This window comes from Streptomyces meridianus, assembly GCF_023703325.1.
GTDB lineage: Bacteria > Actinomycetota > Actinomycetes > Streptomycetales > Streptomycetaceae > Streptomyces > Streptomyces meridianus.
Window position 1 is genome coordinate 1 of the sequence record NZ_JAMQGM010000033.1, and the last position, 18,719, is coordinate 18,719.

Sequence of the window (18,719 nt, forward strand, 5' to 3'; positions counted from 1 at the left end):
GGCCCTTCCCATGTGTGGAGGTGCCCGGAACCCGTTGGGCTCAGTGGTTGTGCGGCTCCGGGACGCGCAGGGCGAGGATGGCCATGTCGTCCGAGGCCGGTTCCGCGGCGAACCGCTCCACGGCGCGCAGAATGCGGGCCGCCACCGCGCCGGCTGTCAGGCCCGTGCAGGTGGTCAGGACGTCCGCGAGGCCGTCGTCACCGAGCATTCGGGAACCTTCACGGCGCTCGGTGACACCGTCCGTCACGCACAGCAGCACATCGCCCGGGTCCAGGGTCACCGTCTGCTCGTACAGGTCGAGGTCGTCCATCACTCCCAGCAGCGGCTGCGGTTCCGCGGCCGGCTCCACCGTCCCGTCCTGGCGCAGGCGCAGCGGCAGCGGGTGACCCGCGCACACGACCTTGAGCAGGGCGCTGCCGTCCCTCTGCGGCCACAACTCGCCGTACAGCAGCGTCAGGAACCTGCTGCGAGCCCCTTCGTCCAGGATCGCCGCGTTGAGCCGCTCCAGCACAGCAGGGCCGCCGAAACCCTCCCGGGCGAGGAGACGCAGAGCATGCCGGGCGAGACCGGTCACGGCTGCCGCCTCCGGGCCGGTGCCGCAGACATCGCCGATGGCGAAGCCGTAGGCGCCGTCACGGATGGGGAAGAGATCGTAGAAGTCGCCGCCGACCTCGTTGCCCTCGCCGGCGGCCCGGTAGATGACCTCGACCTCGACTCCCGGCACCTCGGGTAGTTCGGGCGGCAGCAGGCTGCGCTGCAGGGACTGACTGATGGCGGTGCGTTCCGAGTACAGCCGCGAGTTGTCCAGGGCCAGCGCCGCCCGCCTGGACAAGTCCTCGGCCAGTTCCAGGATTTCCTGTCGGAAGTGCTCGTCCGAGGGCTTCCCCAGCGTGAGCATGCCGATGACGCGGTTCCGGGCGACCAGGGGCAGGACGACGGTCTCGCCGCCCACTGCCGCGGCGGTGGCCAGCGAAGGCCCCGGCCCGTGTGCCAGCTGGGACGGATCGGCGAGCACGACGTCCCGCAGCGACGAACGCAGTGCCGAGGCGTGGGCAGCTTCGGTGGGGGCGGTCCACACACGTGCACCCGGAGTGGGCACCGGATCCGGCGGAGGGACCTTGCCCAGCAGATTCTTGAGGCCGTCGATCCGATCCTCGTCCTCGTGCAGGACGTAGGACAGTTCGGGCTCCGATGTCTGGTCGGCGACGGTGTAGACCGCGCACCACGCTGCGAGCGTGGGGACGGTCATCTGCGCCATCAGCGCCAGCGTCTGATCGCGGTCGAGCGTCCCGGCCAGCAGATCCGACGCCTCGACCAGGAAGGACAGGGAGCCGCGGCGCAGCCGTTCCAGTTCGGTGAGCCGGGCGCGCTCCACGGCGAGCGCGATGCGGTCGGCGGCGAACTGAAGGCGCAGGGCTTCTTCGTTGCTGTAGCGACCAGCGCTCTCGGCGGCCACCCCGAGTGAGCCGGTGAGACGGCCCTCGACCTTGAGGGGCACGGTCACCACGGACCGCATTCCCGTGCCCGAGAGCAGTGGCACGGCGCCGGGCACCACGGTCAGGTCCTCGTGCACAGCCGGCATGCGGGCCGAGCCGTAACGTCCGGTTCCGGCTTCGACCGGAACACGGGCGAACCGCTGGCGGGCCGACGGCAGGCCGGTCGAGGCGCGTACCTCGAGTTCGGTCTCGTCGTCGGTGGCCAGGAGCAGGTAGGCGGCATCGGCGTCGAGCATGTCCCGTGCCCGCTCCACGGTCCGCTGGAGGAGCCCGTCCAGGTCGTCGGGGGCGGGCGAGCCGATGAAGACCTCGAACGGATCCGTGGCGGGTACGCGGTTCTCGTGCGAGGGGCCCGAGTCGCCGGAGGAGGACCGCATGGACGCCTGCAGGACCGCGCGGTCGTGGGCGAGCACCAGCAGACAGACCGTCGAGGGTGCGCCCGCGGAGTCCCGGACCCGCAGATGAGAGGCGTACACCGGTACCACCCGGTTGTCCGCCGCGCGGATCCCGTACGACCCCTCCCAGCGGGACAGGTGCAGTGCCTCCGAGAGGCCCGTTCCCGTGCCCGGGGTGTGCGGCCAGGCCGCGAGGTCGTTGAACGGCTTGCCGAGGACCTGGTCCGCGGCGTGGCCGAAGAGGGACTCGGCGTCCTCGTTCCAGGAACCGATCCCGCCGTCCTGGTCGATCTGGATCACGGCGACCCGGACCCGGGTGTCGGCGACCGGCAGCGCGTCGGTGGGCAGTGCCGGGCCGGCGGACCGGGTGCCCGCGGGACGCTCCGGATGGTCGAGCCGGAACCAGACCTGTTTGCGGGTGGTGGAGTACTCGACCCCCCAGGCCGACGCGAGGGCCCCGCACAGCAGCAGTCCGCGACCGCCCTCCCGGTCGGGGTGGGCGATCCGGCTGCCGTTCTGCAACGGAAGTTCGCGCTCCGGGTAGCGGTCCGCCACCTCGACGCGAATCCCGGCGTCCGTCCTCAGGCAGAGGACGTCCGCGGCGGTTCCCGCGTGCACGACGGCATTGGTGACCAGTTCACTCGTCAGCACGACGGCGTCGTCGACGATGTCGGAGAACCCCCAGCCCTGGAGTGTGTCGCGAACGAATGCGCGTGCTGTGGCAACCGAACGTCCGACCGGCTCGAAGGTGGCCGTAGCCCGCGCCGTGATCACTGGTCTCCTCATCAACGTCTTTCCACTCCCCCCGGTTCTCTGCCCCGAACCGAGGGGCCGCCACACTCGCCGATTTGCAGGGGGCGTGCGCCGAACCGGATGCCAGGTTAGACCGTACGGAACACACGGAACGGGCCGAGCCCGGGGGAAGAGGAAAGGCGGCTTTCGGGGGACGGGCCATGGGGACAGGTTGACAGCCACCCACGGCGTAATGGGATCTTCGAGGATGGCAGGTGCGACATCATGCCCCGGTCAGGCTGATCGACTCTGCCCCAGGCACAGCCTTCTCGTTCCCGCCGGGTACGGAAAGGCAGCGGAAGGCTACGACGCGTAGTACCCGGGTCGCAGCCGAACACCGCAAAATCCCCCTTGCGTGAGTGCTGGACGGGGTCGCGAGAATCAGTGGAACACTGGGAGTGCTTCGAGAGCAGGCCCGGGTAGAACGGTCGACCCATGCGGGAGGGACACGGTGGAGTCTGGCGCAGCGGCGCGGGGCGCAGGCACGCGCGCGAAAGGCGGCCCGAAGTCTGGACGCTCCCGCGCGAACGGGACCACGGAAGTGGACACGGCGGCCCTCAACAGACTGCTGACGGCCCTCGTCTCCATGCGGGACGGAAACTTCCGCAAGCGCCTCACCGTCTCGGGCGACGGCGTGATGTCGGAGATCGCCGCGGTCTTCAACGAGGTGGCCGACCGTAACCTGCAGCTCACGGGCGAGATCGCCCGGGTCCGGCGGGTGGTCGGACGCGAGGGCAAGCTTGCCGAGCGCCTGGAGACGGGTGCGTGCGAAGGGGCCTGGGCGGTGGCCATCGACGGGGCGAACGCTCTCGTCGACGACCTCGTGCGACCGGTTTCCGAGGTCGGGCGTGTGCTGTCGGCGGTGTCCGAGGGCGACCTCGAGCAGCGGATGGACCTACGGGCCCTGGCCTCGGACGGTTCCGCGCACCCGTTGCGCGGTGAGTTCCTGAAGGTGGGCCGTACCGTCAACGGGCTGGTCGACCAGCTGTCCGCCTTCACCGACGAGGTGACCCGGGTCGCCAGCGAGGTGGGCACCGAGGGCAAGCTCGGCGGCCAGGCCAAGGTCCGCGGAATGTCGGGTTCGTGGAAGGACCTGACCGACTCCGTCAACACCATGGCGTACCGGCTCACCGCACAGGTGCGGGACATCGCCCTGGTCACGACGGCCGTCGCCAAGGGCGACCTCTCGCGGAAGGTCACGGTTCACGTGGCCGGCGAGATGCTCGAGCTGAAGAACACCGTCAACACAATGGTGGACCAGCTGTCGTCCTTCTCCTCGGAGGTGACCCGGGTCGCCCGCGAGGTGGGCACCGAAGGGGAGCTGGGCGGGCAGGCGAAGGTCCCCGGGGTCGCAGGGGTCTGGAAGGACCTGACCGACTCGGTGAATCTGATGGCCGGGAACCTGACGGCTCAGGTCCGCGGGATCGCCCAGGTGACGACCGCGGTGGCCAGCGGTGATCTGTCGCAGAAGGTCACGGTGAGCGCGCGCGGAGAGGTCGCCCAGCTCGCCGAGACGATCAACACGATGACCGAGACGCTGCGCACGTTCGCCGACGAGGTGACGCGCGTTGCGAGCGAGGTCGGCGCCGAGGGTGTGCTCGGCGGTCAGGCGCAGGTGCCGGGCGCGGCGGGTACCTGGAAGGACCTGACCGATTCGGTCAACACGGCCTTCCGGAACGTGACCACCCAGGTGCGCGACATCGCGCAGGTGACGACCGCGGTGGCCAGCGGTGATCTGTCGCAGAAGGTCACGGTCGACGTCTCCGGCGAGATGCTGGAACTGAAGAACACCGTGAACACGATGGTCGACCAGCTGTCGGCGTTCGGTGCCGAAGTGACGCGCGTGGCCCGGGAGATCGGTGTCGAGGGTGAGCTCGGCGGTCAGGCGCAGGTGCCGGGCGCGGCGGGTACCTGGAAGGACCTGACCGATTCGGTCAACACGGCCTTCCGGAACCTCACCGGACAGGTGCGCAACATCGCCCAGGTGACGACCGCGGTGGCCAACGGCGACCTGTCGCAGAAGGTCACGGTCGACGTCTCCGGCGAGATGCTCCAGCTGAAGAACACCGTGAATACGATGGTGGACCAGCTGTCGTCGTTCGCCGACCAGGTGACGCGGGTGGCGCGGGACGTGGGCACCGAGGGACGGCTGGGCGGCCAGGCCCGGGTCGACGGCGTCTCGGGCACCTGGAAGGACCTGACCGACTCCGTCAACTTCATGGCCGGGAACCTGACGTCGCAGGTGCGGCAGATCGCGCAGGTGACGACCGCGGTGGCCCGTGGTGACCTGTCGCAGAAGATCGAGGTGGACGCGCGCGGTGAGATCCTCGAGCTGAAGAACACCATCAACACGATGGTGGACCAGCTGTCGTCGTTCGCCGACCAGGTGACGCGGGTGGCGCGCGAGGTGGGCACCGACGGGCGGCTGGGCGGTCAGGCGCAGGTGCCCGGTGTGGCCGGCGTGTGGCGCGACCTGACCGATTCGGTGAACGGCATGGCCGGGAACCTGACGTCGCAGGTGCGCAACATCGCCCAGGTGGCCACGGCGGTGGCCCGAGGTGACCTGTCGCAGAAGATCGACGTGGACGCGCGCGGTGAGATCCTCGAGCTGAAGAACACCCTCAACACGATGGTGGACCAGCTGTCGTCGTTCGCCGAGCAGGTGACGCGGGTGGCGCGCGAGGTGGGCACCGAGGGAATCCTGGGCGGTCAGGCGGAGGTCCAGGGCGTCTCCGGCACCTGGAAAGACCTCACGCAGTCCGTGAACTTCATGGCGAACAACCTGACGTCGCAGGTGCGCAACATCGCCGAGGTGACGACCGCGGTCGCCGAGGGCGACCTGTCGAAGAAGATCACGGTCGATGCCAAGGGCGAGATCCTCGCCCTCGTCACCACGGTGAACACGATGGTGGACCAGCTGTCGTCGTTCGCCGAGCAGGTGACGCGGGTGGCGCGCGAGGTGGGTACGGAAGGCCAGCTGGGCGGTCAGGCGCGGGTGCGGGACGTATCCGGCATCTGGAAGGACCTGACCGACAACGTCAACCTGATGGCCTCGAACCTGACCACCCAGGTGCGCAACATCGCCCAGGTCTCCGCAGCCGTCGCCAATGGCGACCTCACGAAGAAGGTGACGGTCGAGGCGCGCGGGGAAGTCGCCCAGCTCGCCGACACGGTCAACACCATGGTGACCACCCTGTCGTCGTTCGCCGACGAGGTGACGCGGGTGGCGCGCGAAGTGGGTACCGAGGGAATCCTGGGCGGCCAGGCGCGGGTGCCCGGCGTTTCCGGCACCTGGAAGGACCTCACCGAGTCCGTGAACTCGATGGCGTCCAACCTGACCGGCCAGGTGCGGAACATCGCGATGGTGATGACCGCGGTCGCCAAGGGCGACCTGACCAAGAAGATCGACGTGGACGCGCGGGGCGAGATCCTCGAGCTGAAGACGACCATCAACACGATGGTGGGCCAGCTGTCGTCGTTCGCCGAGCAGGTGACGCGGGTGGCGCGCGAGGTGGGTACGGAAGGCCAGCTGGGCGGTCAGGCGCGGGTGCGCGACGTGGCGGGCACCTGGCAGGACCTCACCGAGTCCGTGAACGAGATGGCCGGCAACCTGACCCGTCAGGTCCGGGCCATCGCGGCCGTCGCCGCGGCCGTGACCCGTGGCGATCTCAACCTGAAGATCGACGTCGACGCCGCGGGCGAGATCCTGGAGCTCCAGGACAACATCAACACCATGATCGCCACCCTGCGCGAGACGACACTCGCCAACAAGGAGCAGGACTGGCTCAAGGGCAACCTGGCCCGGATCTCCGGTCTGATGCAGGGACGACGCGACCTGCAGGACGTGGCCCGTCTGATCATGAGCGAGCTCACCCCGGTGGTCTCCGCGCAGCACGGAGCCTTCTTCCTGGCCATGCCGACCGGCGAGAGCGAGGTTGCCGGCGCCGATCAGGACGGTTCGTACGAGCTGCGGATGATCGGGAGCTACGGCTACTCGATGGGCTCCATGCCCACGTCGTTCCGTCCGGGGGAAAGCCTCATCGGCACTGCCGCCGAGGAGAAGCGGACGGTCCTCGTCGAGAACGTCCCGCCGGGCTACCTGAAGATCGCCTCCGGGCTCGGCGAGGCACCGCCGGCCCACGTCATCGTGCTCCCGGTGCTGTTCGAGGGGAAGATCCTCGGAGTCATCGAACTGGCCTCCTTCCAGCCGTTCGCGCAGATCCAGAAGGACTTCCTGAACCAGATCGCGGAAATGATCGCGACGAGCGTCAACACGATCAGCGTCAACACCACCACGGAGCTGCTCCTCAAGCAGTCGCAGGAGCTGACGGAGCAACTGCGGGAACGTTCCGCGGAGCTGGAGAACCGGCAGAAGGCGCTCCAGGAGTCCAACGCCGAACTGGAGGACAAGGCCGAGCTGCTGGCCGAGCAGAACCGGGACATCGAGGTGAAGAACACCGAGATCGAGGAGGCCCGTCAGGTTCTCGAGGAGCGCGCTGAGCAGCTCGCGGTCTCGATGCGGTACAAGTCCGAGTTCCTGGCGAACATGTCGCACGAGCTGCGGACACCGCTCAACTCGCTGCTGATTCTGGCCAAGCTCCTGGCGGACAACGCCGAGGGCAATCTGTCGCCGAAGCAGGTGGAGTTCTCCGAGACCATCCACGGCGCCGGTTCCGACCTGCTCCAGCTCATCAACGACATCCTCGATCTGTCCAAGGTCGAGGCGGGCAAGATGGACGTCAGCCCGACCCGGATCGCGCTGGTGCAACTGGTCGACTACGTGGAGGCGACCTTCCGGCCGCTGACCGCGGAAAAGGGCCTGGACTTCTCGGTCCGGGTCTCGCCCGAACTGCCGGCAACGCTCCACACCGACGAGCAGCGGCTGCTGCAGGTGCTGCGCAACCTCCTGTCCAACGCGGTGAAGTTCACCGACAGCGGCGCCGTGGAGCTGGTCATCCGCTCGGCAGGGGCGGATGTGCCGGACCCCATCCGCGAGCAGCTGCTGGAGAGCGGATCGCTGCAGTCCGCCGACGCCGAGATGATCGCCTTCTCGGTGACGGACACCGGCATCGGCATCGCCGCGAGCAAGATGCGGGTCATCTTCGAGGCGTTCAAGCAGGCTGACGGTACGACGAGCCGCAAGTACGGTGGCACCGGACTCGGGCTCTCCATCAGCCGCGAGATCGCCAGGCTGCTCGGCGGTGAGATCCATGCGGCGAGCGAGCCCAATCGCGGATCGACGTTCACGCTGTATCTGCCGCTGAACCCCAGCGAGTTGCCACCGCACGGCTATCCCCAGCTGGCACCCGGCGAGCCGGGGCCCAGGGCTGCGCTCGCCGCACAGCCCGGTCCGCTGCCGATCGAGTCGGGGGCCGCGGTCGCCGAAGCGCCCGAGGAGCTACGCCTGGAGCCCGTCGCGGAGCGGGTCGAGCCGGCAGGACGGCGTCGGCGGTCCGTGGCGGACTCGCGGCACCGGAGCGCCCTGACGGGCCGCTTCGGGCCTCCGGTGGAAGCCGACGGGCAGGCCACCGAACCCGCCCGTACGGCCGGGCGGGAACTCACCCTGCAGGACGCCCGCAACGGCTTCGCGGGGGAGCGGGTACTGATCGTCGACGACGACATCCGCAACGTCTTCGCCCTGACCAGCGTGCTGGAGCAGCACGGCCTGTCGGTGCTCTACGCCGAGAACGGCCGGGAGGGGATCGAGGTCCTCGAGCAGCATGACGACGTGGCGCTCGTTCTGATGGACATCATGATGCCCGAGATGGACGGCTATGCGACCACGGCGGCGATCCGCCGGATGCCGCAGTTCGCGGGGCTGCCGATCATTGCGCTCACGGCCAAGGCGATGAAGGGCGACCGGGAGAAGAGCATCGAGTCCGGGGCCTCCGACTACGTCACCAAACCGGTGGACACGGATCACCTGCTGTCGGTGATGAAGCAGTGGATGGGTGGCGAATGAGCCGGGTTCGTGGGGTGCCAGGGTCAAGAGACCGGAAAATGTCGGAGGAGTGCGTTCTGGCAGGTGTGATGACGGCGCGGCAGGGGAACCAGCACGGCTCCCGTCACGCTTTTGGTATGTGCACAGTGACATCACCGTGACAGGGTGTGGCGAACGACGGGGTGCGGCTACCATGACCGGCACAAGTACGGACGGCGTTACGGAGTCGTCCCCGGGGGTGGCGCCCGGTGCTTCCCCTGGCTCTTCGGGCCGGGGAGACCCCAAGGCGGGACGAGGAGGACGGGGCATGGTGCAGAAGGCCAAGATCCTCCTGGTCGATGACCGGCCGGAGAATCTGCTGGCGCTGGAGGCGATCCTCTCTGCGCTCGATCAGACGTTGGTGCGGGCATCGTCAGGGGAGGAAGCGCTCAAGGCGCTGCTGACGGACGACTTCGCGGTGATCCTTCTGGATGTCCAGATGCCGGGTATGGACGGGTTCGAGACGGCCGCGCACATCAAGCGGCGCGAGCGGACGCGGGACATCCCGATCATCTTCCTCACCGCCATCAACCACGGGCCGCACCACACGTTCCGGGGTTACGCGGCGGGGGCGGTCGACTACATCTCCAAGCCCTTCGACCCGTGGGTGCTGCGGGCCAAGGTGTCGGTCTTCGTCGAGCTGTACATGAAGAACTGCCAGCTCCGCGAACAGGCGGCGCTGCTGCGGCTCCAGTTGGAGAACGGGCGTCCGACGCCGGAGGACAGCGCGGAGCCTGCCGGTCTGCTCGCGGAGCTGTCGGCGCGGCTGGCGGCGGTCGAGGAGCAGGCGGAGGCGTTGTCCAAGCAGCTCGACGAGTCCCCGGACGCAGCCGCCGTCGCGACGGCGGCCCACCTGGAGCGCAAACTGACCGGCCTGCGACGGGCGCTCGATGCGCTGGAGCCGGGTGCCGGGAACGGCGCCCCGGTGGTTCCGTCCCAGAGCTGAGGCGCCGTCAAGGCCTGTTTCCGTAAGTTGACCGGGCGTCAGCGTCCAGCGAACGGCGACACGAACGGGTTAACTCAAGGGCACACGTGTCCCGTAGGGCCCACAGCGGTAATCTCGCATCCATGGCCTCACGTACGTCCGGCAAGGCTTCTCCCAGCGTTTCGGGCACCTCGAAATCACGCGCCGGCCGTACCGCGGGCGCGGTGAAGAAGACGCCTGCCAAGCGGACGCCGGCCAAGAAGCCTGCCGCGGTCCGGAAGACCCCCGTGCGCAAGCCGGCCGTCAAACCGGCGCCGTCCCCGACCGGGGGCGTCTACCGGCTCGTGCGCGCAGCCTGGCTGGGGGTCGCCCACGCCATCGGGGCGGTCCTGCGCGGCGTCGGCCGCGGGGCGCGCGGACTCGACCCGGCGCACCGCAAGGACGGGCTCGCCCTTTCCCTGCTGGGGCTGGCGCTGGTCGTCGCTGCCGGCACCTGGTCGAAGCCGGCCGGTCCGGTCGGCGGGCTGGTGGAGATTCTGGTGACCGGCGCCTTCGGCCGGCTCGATCTGCTCGTCCCGATTCTGATCGGGGCGATGGCCGTACGGCTCATCCGGCACCCGGAGCGGCCGGAGGCGAACGGACGGATCGTCATCGGCCTGTCGGCGCTGGTGATCGGGGTGCTCGGACAGGTCCACATGGCCTGTGGCGCCCCCGGCCGAGGTGAGGGGACCGCCGCCATCCGTGACGCGGGAGGCCTGATCGGGTGGGCCGCCTCCCGACCGCTGATCTTCACGATGGGCGAGGTGCTCGCCGTCCCGCTGCTGGTGCTCGTCACGGTCTTCGGGCTCCTGGTGGTCACGGCCACGCCGGTCAACGCCGTCCCGCAGCGGCTGCGGCTGCTCGGTGTCCGGCTCGGGGTCGTCGACGAAGTCCGGCCGGGTCGGGGGGCAGCGGACAGCGCGTACGAGGCCGACGGGCAGGAGCCGGTCTCCCGTTCGCGGCGTGGCTCCGCGGGGGTTGCCGCCGTGTCCGGCCCCGACCGCGTCGAGGAGGAGGCGCTGCGCAGGCGACGCCGCCCCCGGCGTGCCGCCTCCGGCGCCGTGGAGGACGGCCCGATGGACGCGGTCGACGTCGCGGCGGCCGCCGCTGCGGCACTGGACGGCGCGGTGCTCCACGGCGTCCAGCCCTCCCCACTCGTGGCGGATCTGAGCCACAGCGTCTCGGGCGAACGGTCGGCGGGAGTTCCCGGCGCCCGGGGAGCCGGTGATGCGGGGCGGGAGCCGGAGGCCACCGCGGTCGTCCCCGACCTGACCCGATCCGCCGAACCCCTGCCCGAACCGGCCGCCCTGCCGCCCCGTGCCGAGCAGTTGCAGCTGGCCGGGGACATCACGTACGCGCTCCCGTCGCTGAACCTGTTGCAGCGGGGCGGGCCGGGCAAGACCCGCAGTGCCGCCAATGACGCCGTCGTGGCCTCGTTGACCAATGTCTTCTCCGAGTTCAAGGTCGATGCGGCTGTCACCGGCTTCACCCGGGGCCCCACGGTCACGCGGTACGAGGTGGAGCTCGGGCCGGCGGTCAAGGTCGAGCGCATCACCGCGCTCACCAAGAACATCGCCTACGCGGTCGCCAGCCCCGACGTACGGATCATCAGCCCAATTCCGGGCAAGTCGGCGGTGGGCATCGAAATCCCCAACACCGACCGGGAGATGGTCAATCTCGGCGACGTGCTGCGGCTAGCCGCGGCCGCCGAGGACGAGCACCCGATGCTCGTGGCCCTGGGCAAGGACGTGGAGGGCGGCTTCGTCATGGCCAACCTCGCGAAGATGCCGCACCTGCTCGTTGCCGGCGCCACCGGATCGGGCAAGTCCTCCTGCATCAACTGCCTGATCACCTCGGTGATGGTGCGGGCGACCCCGGAGGACGTGCGGATGGTCCTGATCGACCCCAAGCGGGTCGAGCTGACCTCCTACGAGGGCGTCCCGCATCTGATCACACCGATCATCACCAATCCGAAACGCGCGGCCGAGGCGCTGCAGTGGGTGGTGCGGGAGATGGATCTGCGCTACGACGACCTCGCCGCCTACGGGTTCCGGCACATCGACGACTTCAACGCCGCGGTGCGCAGCGGCAGGGTGTCCGCCCTGCCCGGGAGCGAGCGGGAGTTGCAGCCGTATCCCTACCTGCTGGTGATCGTCGACGAGCTGGCCGATCTGATGATGGTGGCGCCGCGTGACGTCGAGGATGCCATCGTCCGCATCACCCAGCTCGCCCGGGCCGCCGGTATCCACCTGGTGCTCGCCACCCAGCGGCCCAGCGTCGACGTCGTCACCGGCCTGATCAAGGCGAACGTGCCCTCGCGGCTCGCGTTCGCCACCTCGTCGCTGGCGGACAGCCGCGTGATCCTCGACCAGCCGGGGGCGGACAAGCTGATCGGCAAGGGCGACGCCCTCTTCCTGCCGATGGGGGCCGGGAAGCCGACCCGTCTGCAGGGCGCCTTCGTGACCGAGACGGAGATCGAGTCGGTCGTCAGCCATTGCAAGGCGCAGATGGCCCCGGTGTTCCGGGACGACGTCACGGTGGGGAGCGGGAAGAAGAAGGAGATCGACGAGGACATCGGCGACGATCTGGATCTCCTCTGCCAGGCTGCCGAACTCGTCGTCACGACGCAGTTCGGATCGACATCGATGCTGCAGCGGAAACTGCGTGTGGGCTTCGCCAAGGCGGGAAGACTTATGGACCTGATGGAATCGCGCGACATCGTCGGTCCGAGCGAGGGTTCGAAGGCGCGCGACGTCCTGGTCAAGCCCGACGAGCTGGACGGGGTCCTCGGCGTGATCCGCGGGGAGACTCACTCGTAAGAGGGAGGCGGGCAACCGTTTCCTCTGGCCGTGCGTCAAGTTGACCGGGATGACGGAATGATGTGACGACTGTCGGCCGGAAGGAAATCCTGATGGCGTACAAACTCTGTCCTCCCGGTTGCCCCACCCTTTCGTACCACCCCTAGACTGAGCATCCAGCAGGTGGCTACACGCTCGAAAGGCACCCCCGTGTCCATCGGCAACTCCCCCGAAGACGACCGTCCTTCCATCGGTCAAGCCCTCCAGCATGCCCGCGTCGCCGCCGGTCTCACCGTCGACGAGGTCAGTGGCACCACGCGGGTGCGCATCCCCATCGTCCAGGCGATCGAGCAGGACGATTTCAGCCGCTGCGGTGGTGACGTGTACGCGCGGGGCCACATCCGCACCATCGCCCGCGTGGTCGGTCTCGACCCCGCACCGCTCGTCGCGCAGTTCGACGCCGAGCACGGCGGACGGCCGGAGCCGACGGCTGCCGCGCCGCTGTTCGAAGCGGAACGCATCAAGCCGGAGCCGCGCAGACCGAACTGGACGGCCGCCATGGTGGCCGCCATCGTCGCGGTCGTCGGTTTCGTCGGTTTCACCGCGTTCGGCGGCAACAACGGCAAGGACGGGGAAGGTACGCAGTCGGCCGGCGACCTGCCCGCGCAGCAGCCCACCCCCGGCCCCACCCGGACCAAGTCCTCCGAGCCCGCGCCGGAGACGTCCGAGAGCGCCATCGCAGCCGTGCCGGCCGACAAGGTCACGGTGAAGGTGACGGCCGAGGACGCGCCCAGCTGGATCTCGGCGAAGGACCACAACGGCCGTCTCCTGCACGAGGGCGTCCTCAAGAAGGGCGACTCCAAGACCTTCACCGACAAGAAGCGCATCGACCTCGTGCTCGGCAACGCCGGCGCGGTGCAGCTCTTCGTCAACGGCAAGGAGATCAAGGAGCACGGAGAAGACGGCCAGGTGCAGCGGCTCAGCTACACCAAGGGTGACCCCGAGGCGGGCTGACCGGCCCGCACCGTCCGGTCTGCCGGCGGACACCGAAGCTCTCCCCGCCCTGTGGGCGGGGAGAGCTTCGGTGTCCGCCCCCGGTGCCACCCGCGTTCCGGGCCCGTGCCACCGCACGTCAGGCGGGCGCTCGGCCCGCTCCGGCGAAGACCTGTTGCCTTCCCCCGGGGCCGCGAACCCTGACAGCCGGACCCCCCGCCGTGACAAAGTAGGCTTGTCCCCATGCCCGAACGCCGTACCGTCGCTCTCGTCACTCTTGGCTGCGCCCGTAACGAGGTGGACTCGGAGGAACTCGCCGGCCGTCTGGCGGCGGACGGCTGGGAGCTCGTCCCGGAAGCCGCCGACGCCGATGTGGCCGTCGTGAACACCTGTGGATTCGTCGAGGCCGCCAAGAAGGACTCCGTCGACGCCCTTCTCGAGGCCAACGACCTCAAGGACCACGGCCGCACCCAGGCCGTCGTCGCCGTCGGCTGCATGGCCGAGCGGTACGGCAAGGAACTCGCGGAAGCGCTGCCGGAAGCCGACGGCGTCCTCGGATTCGACGACTACACGGACATCTCCGACCGCCTCCGAACCATTCTCTCCGGCGGCATCCACGCCTCCCACACCCCTCGAGACCGGCGCAAGCTGCTGCCGGTCAGCCCGGCCGAGCGGCAGAACACCGACGTGGCCCTGCCCGGTCACGGCGATGTCTCCGCCTCGATCCCCGCGGACCTGCCGGCAGGCGTCGCCCCCGCCTCGGGACCACGCGCCCCGTTGCGCCGTCGGCTGGACTCCGGGCCTGTCGCCTCGGTGAAGCTGGCCTCCGGCTGCGACCGCCGCTGCTCGTTCTGCGCGATCCCCGCCTTCCGCGGCTCCTTCGTCTCCCGCCGGCCGTCGGACGTGCTCGGCGAGACCAAGTGGCTGGCCGCGGAGGGCGTCAGGGAGATCATGCTGGTCTCCGAGAACAACACCTCCTACGGCAAGGACCTCGGAGACATCCGGCTCCTGGAGTCACTCCTGCCGGAACTGGCGGCCGTCGAGGGCATCGAGCGGGTTCGGGTCAGCTATCTCCAGCCGGCCGAGCTGCGTCCGGGCCTGATCGACGTCCTCGCCTCGACGCCCCAGGTCGCGCCGTACTTCGACCTGTCCTTCCAGCACTCGGCCCCCGGCGTGCTGCGGGCCATGCGCCGCTTCGGCGACACCGATCGCTTCCTCGGTCTCCTCGAACAGATCCGTTCCCGGGCCCCGCAGGCCGGTGCCCGGTCCAACTTCATCGTCGGTTTCCCCGGTGAGACCGAGGAGGACGTGGCGGAGCTGGAGCGGTTCCTGACCGGTGCCCGGCTGGACGCCATCGGCGTCTTCGGATACTCCGACGAGGAGGGCACCGAAGCACTGGGGTACGAGGGCAAGCTCGACCCGGAGATCGTCGCGGAGCGGCTTTCCCGTATCTCCCGGCTGGCCGAGGAACTCACCTCGCAGCGTGCCGAGGAGCGGCTGGGCGAGACGGTCGAGGTCCTGGTGGAGACGATCGACGACGAGGACGGCGCGGTCGGTCGCGGTGCGCACCAGGCGCCGGAGACCGACGGGCAGACGCTGCTCACCAGCGCCGAGGGGCTTGTTCCGGGCCGTATGGTCCTCGCCAAGGTGGTGGCGACCGAGGGCGTGGACCTGGTGGCCGAGCCGTTGCCGTCGGCCGGGTGCCCCGAGGAGGCCGGCAGATGACGGGTGTTCCCGCCTCTGCGGCAGGCAGTCCAGGTCGCCCGCCGGTGCGGGACGGCCTCGTCAGCGCCCCTGCGGTTCCGCAGGCGGGCCTGTGGAACATCGCCAACGTCCTCACCATGGTGCGGCTGCTGCTCGTCCCCGGGTTCGTCGTGCTGCTGCTGCACAACGGCGGATACGACCCGGTGTGGCGTTCGTTCGCCTGGGCCGCTTTCGCCGTCGCCATGATCACCGATCTCTTCGACGGTCATCTGGCCCGGCGCTACAACCTGGTCACCGACTTCGGGAAGATCGCGGATCCCATCGCGGACAAAGCGATCATGGGGGCGGCGCTGATCTGCCTGTCCGCCCTGGCCGAACTGCCCTGGTGGGTGACCGGGGTGATCCTTTTCCGGGAGATCGGCATCACGTTGATGCGGTTCTGGGTGATCCGGCACGGCGTCATTCCGGCCAGCCGGGGCGGCAAGCTGAAGACCCTGGCCCAGGGGACCGCGGTCGGCATGTACGTGCTCGTGCTGACCGGCCCGCTCGCCACCCTCCGGTTCTGGGTGATGGTGGTGGCCGTCGTCCTGACCGTGGTGACCGGACTGGACTACGTGAAGCAGGCCGTGGTGCTGCGCCGGGCCGGGCTCACGGCCCGGGCCCGGGCGAGGGCCGTGGCCGGGAGGCCCTTGGGATGAGCGGGGGGAGCGCCGCCCGGGTGCTGGATCTGCTCGTCGCCCGCGACGAGTCCGTCGCCGCGGCCGAGTCCCTCACCGGGGGCCTGCTGGCGGCTGCGCTCACCGATGTGCCCGGAGCGTCGCGCGTCTTCCGCGGAGCAGTGACGGCTTATGCGACGGACGTGAAGCGTGACGTGCTCGGTGTCGATGGCGCCCTGCTGGCCGAGCGGGGTGCCGTGGACCGGGACGTCGCGCTGTCGATGGCGGACGGGGTCCGCCGGCTGCTGGCGGCGGACTGGGGAGTCTCGACGACGGGGGTTGCGGGCCCCGGCCCGCAGGACGGGCAGCAGGCCGGCACCGTGCACGTGGCCGTGGCAGGGCCCCGGGGCGCAGCCGCGCATGCGCTTCTGGAGCTGCCGGGGGACCGGCAGGCGGTACGCGTCGGGACGGTGCAGGAGGCACTCGGACTGCTGTTGCACGAACTGCTGAAGAACGCGAGCGGTCATGATACGGAACGGAGCGGGGGAAGTTGATGTTTGCAGCCCTCAGTGAACACGTCATAGCTCCCCGCACGGTCGCCTCCCGAGGCGGTACGGTGGGTCGAGAAGGATCCGGATTCGAGGTCCGAGGAGGGAGCCACCGATGATTCTGCTCCGTCGCCTGCTGGGTGACGTGCTGCGTCGGCAGCGCCAGCGGCAGGGCCGAACCCTGCGCGAGGTCTCCTCGTCGGCGCGGGTCTCCCTCGGCTATCTCTCGGAGGTCGAGAGGGGGCAGAAGGAGGCGTCCTCCGAGCTGCTCTCCTCGATCTGTGATGCGCTCGACGTCCGAATGTCCGAAGTCATGCGCGAGGTGAGCGACGAGTTGTCGCTGGCCGAGCTGGCGCAGTCCGCGGCATCGAGCGAGCCGATCCCCGCCCCGATGCGACCGATGTTCAACTCGGTCCCGGTGACGTCGGTGACAGGCGTCCCGGAGGAACGCGTCACGATCAAGGCGCCTGCCGAAGCCGTGGACGTCGTCGCGGCCTGAGGCGCCAGTCGGTTCATCCTTATTGGCCGCAGGGCCCGGTCTGTACACCCGACCGGGCCCTGCGGCCTTTCCGGTTGCAGCCGGAGAGGGTGGCCGACGTCCTGCGCATGCTGCCCGTCGAGCGAGATGCGATGGTGGAGAGACCGTTCGACGTATCAGGAGGAATCGGATGTCTGTGGTCAAGAGCCCACTGTCCGACGAATACCGGAAGACGGTCGGCGACGCCCTGCAGGGTGCCCTGGTCGACCTGGTCGATCTCTCCCTCGTGGCCAAACAGATTCACTGGAATGTCGTCGGCCCGCGCTTCCGCTCGGTTCACCTGCAGCTCGACGAGGTCGTGACCAGTACGCGCGGGCACTCCGACACGGTGGCCGAACGCGCTGCCGCACTGGGCATCTCGCCCGACGGCAGGGCCGAGGCCATCGCCAAGACCAGTGGCGTCGGCACGGTCAAGGAGGGCTGGATCAACGACGTCGATGCCGTGCAGACCATGGTGGCCGCGCTCCACGCGGTGATCGTGCGCATGCGTGAGCGGATCACCGCCACGGACGTGCCGGATCCCGTGACGCAGGACATCTTCATCGGCCTGACCGCGGATCTCGAGAAGCACCACTGGATGTTCCAGGCGGAGAACGTGAGAGGCTCCGCGGCATGACCTCGCGGTCCTGCGACTGACCCCGGCGGCCCTCATCCGCACGGGACCTGCTGCGGCCCACTGCTGCATCCGGGAACCGGGAGGAGAGCCGGGGGCGGGTGTGGGCACCGGCGTCGCGGCATGCTCCCGCCGACCGAAGGAGGCAGCCATGCCACGGCCCGACTGCCGCGGCAACGGGCTTGTCCGCCTGCTGTTCCTCGCGGCGGTCACAGGCCTGTGGTGGTGGACCGCACTGCGGCTGATCATGCAGCCTGACCGGGCCGGCATGGTGGAGACCCTGTTCCTGGCCGGAGGCTGGAGCCTGAGCCTGCTGCCCGTCCACTGTGTTCCGGCGCCGCGCACACCCCGGCACCGGTCGCGATCGCTGCTGTGGCGGCAACGGGGAGACGACCCTACGTGACCCGGGCCCGCCGAGGCGCCGGCAGACCCCGTGGCTCTCACCCCGGGGCCGGTCCCGTCTGGCATCGGGGACACCAGAAGGTGTGCCGCTCCTGGCCGGCCGGCCCCTGGGCGGCCACCTGGACCCGGGTTCCGCAGCGGGGACAGGGACGGGCCGTCCTGCCGTACACCCACAGACGCAGCCCGGCCCGGTCCTCGCCGGTCGTCGTCCGCATGCCCCGGGCCTTGTTCGCCTCGAGCAGCCGCTTCGCCAGTGCCACGAGACGCTCCGGGCGAGGGACCTCGCCCATCGGGAGCCAGGGAGTGAAGCGTCCGAGAAAGCAGAGTTCGCACTTGTAGACGTTGCCGATGCCGGCCAGATTCCGCTGGTCCAGAAGTGCCTCTCCCACCGGCCGTGCCGGATCGGCCAGCAGACGTCGCAGCGCCTCCTCGGGGTCCCAGTCGGGGCCGAGCAGATCGGGGCCCAGGTGACCGACGGCGTCCGACTCGTCGGGCGTGCGGATCAGTTCCAGGACCGGCAGCCGGTACCCCACCGCGATCCGGTCGGCCGTCGCCAGGATCGCTCTGATCTGGTGCTCCGGGCCGCCCCGTCGGCGCTCCCCAAGGGCGTAGAGCTGCCAGGCGCCGTCCATCCGCAGATGGGAGTGCAGAGTCAGCCCGCCTTCGAAGCGGGTCAGCAGGTGCTTCCCCCGGGCCACGGTTCCGACGACTTCGCGTCCCGACAGGTCCGCGGTCGCGAACCGCGGAACCCGCAGATCCGACCGGACGAGCACCTGACCGGCCAGCGCCCGGTCCAGTCGGCGCGCCGCACGCCAGACGGTATCGCCCTCCGGCACGCCC

12 protein-coding genes are annotated in these 18,719 nt (G+C 69.7%); 10 read left to right on the forward strand and 2 right to left on the reverse strand.

Features of this window, described 5'->3' with window-relative positions; genetic code table 11:
- Nucleotides 1–40 precede the first annotated feature (40 nt).
- Entirely contained in the window at nucleotides 41–2,677 is a 2,637-nt protein-coding gene (locus M1E25_RS15695) for a SpoIIE family protein phosphatase (RefSeq protein ID WP_251415802.1), read from the reverse strand.
- A gap of 457 nt (nucleotides 2,678–3,134) precedes the next feature.
- Between M1E25_RS15695 and M1E25_RS15700 the strand changes: the two genes are divergently transcribed.
- The 10 genes from M1E25_RS15700 to M1E25_RS15745 all read left to right on the forward strand — a co-directional run bounded on the left by M1E25_RS15700 (nucleotide 3,135) and on the right by M1E25_RS15745 (nucleotide 17,880).
- A complete protein-coding gene (locus M1E25_RS15700; protein ID WP_251415804.1) occupies nucleotides 3,135–8,645 on the forward strand; it encodes a HAMP domain-containing protein in 5,511 nt (1,836 codons plus the stop codon).
- A 286-nt stretch (nucleotides 8,646–8,931) separates the two neighbouring features.
- Complete coding sequence (locus M1E25_RS15705; RefSeq protein WP_251415806.1) at nucleotides 8,932–9,609, forward strand: response regulator; 678 nt, start codon at nucleotides 8,932–8,934, stop codon at nucleotides 9,607–9,609.
- 122 nt (nucleotides 9,610–9,731) lie between these two features.
- Nucleotides 9,732–12,446 carry a DNA translocase FtsK gene (locus M1E25_RS15710; RefSeq protein WP_251415809.1) on the forward strand — a complete coding sequence of 905 codons (2,715 nt, stop codon included), beginning with the start codon at nucleotides 9,732–9,734 and terminating at the stop codon, nucleotides 12,444–12,446.
- A gap of 189 nt (nucleotides 12,447–12,635) precedes the next feature.
- Entirely contained in the window at nucleotides 12,636–13,439 is an 804-nt protein-coding gene (locus tag M1E25_RS15715) for a helix-turn-helix domain-containing protein (RefSeq protein ID WP_251416027.1), read from the forward strand.
- Nucleotides 13,440–13,661: 222 nt separating this feature from the next.
- The gene (gene rimO / locus M1E25_RS15720) at nucleotides 13,662–15,143 is read left to right on the forward strand and encodes a 30S ribosomal protein S12 methylthiotransferase RimO (protein ID WP_251415811.1); all 1,482 of its coding nucleotides are present in this window, start codon (nucleotides 13,662–13,664) and stop codon (nucleotides 15,141–15,143) included.
- Complete coding sequence (pgsA, locus tag M1E25_RS15725; protein ID WP_251415813.1) at nucleotides 15,140–15,820, forward strand: CDP-diacylglycerol--glycerol-3-phosphate 3-phosphatidyltransferase; 681 nt, start codon at nucleotides 15,140–15,142, stop codon at nucleotides 15,818–15,820. Before rimO ends, pgsA begins: the two co-directional genes overlap by 4 nt.
- On the forward strand, nucleotides 15,817–16,332 hold the full coding sequence (locus M1E25_RS15730; protein WP_251415815.1) for a CinA family protein: 516 nt from the start codon (nucleotides 15,817–15,819) through the stop codon (nucleotides 16,330–16,332). Before pgsA ends, M1E25_RS15730 begins: the two co-directional genes overlap by 4 nt.
- A 109-nt stretch (nucleotides 16,333–16,441) precedes the next feature.
- Nucleotides 16,442–16,825: a helix-turn-helix domain-containing protein gene (locus M1E25_RS15735; RefSeq protein ID WP_251415818.1), complete on the forward strand. Its 384-nt coding sequence runs from the start codon at nucleotides 16,442–16,444 to the stop codon at nucleotides 16,823–16,825.
- A gap of 169 nt (nucleotides 16,826–16,994) precedes the next feature.
- The gene (locus tag M1E25_RS15740) at nucleotides 16,995–17,480 is read left to right on the forward strand and encodes a Dps family protein (protein ID WP_251415820.1); all 486 of its coding nucleotides are present in this window, start codon (nucleotides 16,995–16,997) and stop codon (nucleotides 17,478–17,480) included.
- A gap of 148 nt (nucleotides 17,481–17,628) precedes the next feature.
- Nucleotides 17,629–17,880: a hypothetical protein gene (locus M1E25_RS15745; protein WP_251415822.1), complete on the forward strand. Its 252-nt coding sequence runs from the start codon at nucleotides 17,629–17,631 to the stop codon at nucleotides 17,878–17,880.
- 37 nt (nucleotides 17,881–17,917) lie between these two features.
- Here the strand turns inward: M1E25_RS15745 and M1E25_RS15750 are convergent, their stop codons facing one another.
- Nucleotides 17,918–18,715 (reverse strand): Fpg/Nei family DNA glycosylase, encoded by a 798-nt coding sequence (locus M1E25_RS15750; protein ID WP_251415824.1) that lies wholly within the window; start codon nucleotides 18,713–18,715, stop codon nucleotides 17,918–17,920.
- Nucleotides 18,716–18,719 lie beyond the last annotated feature (4 nt).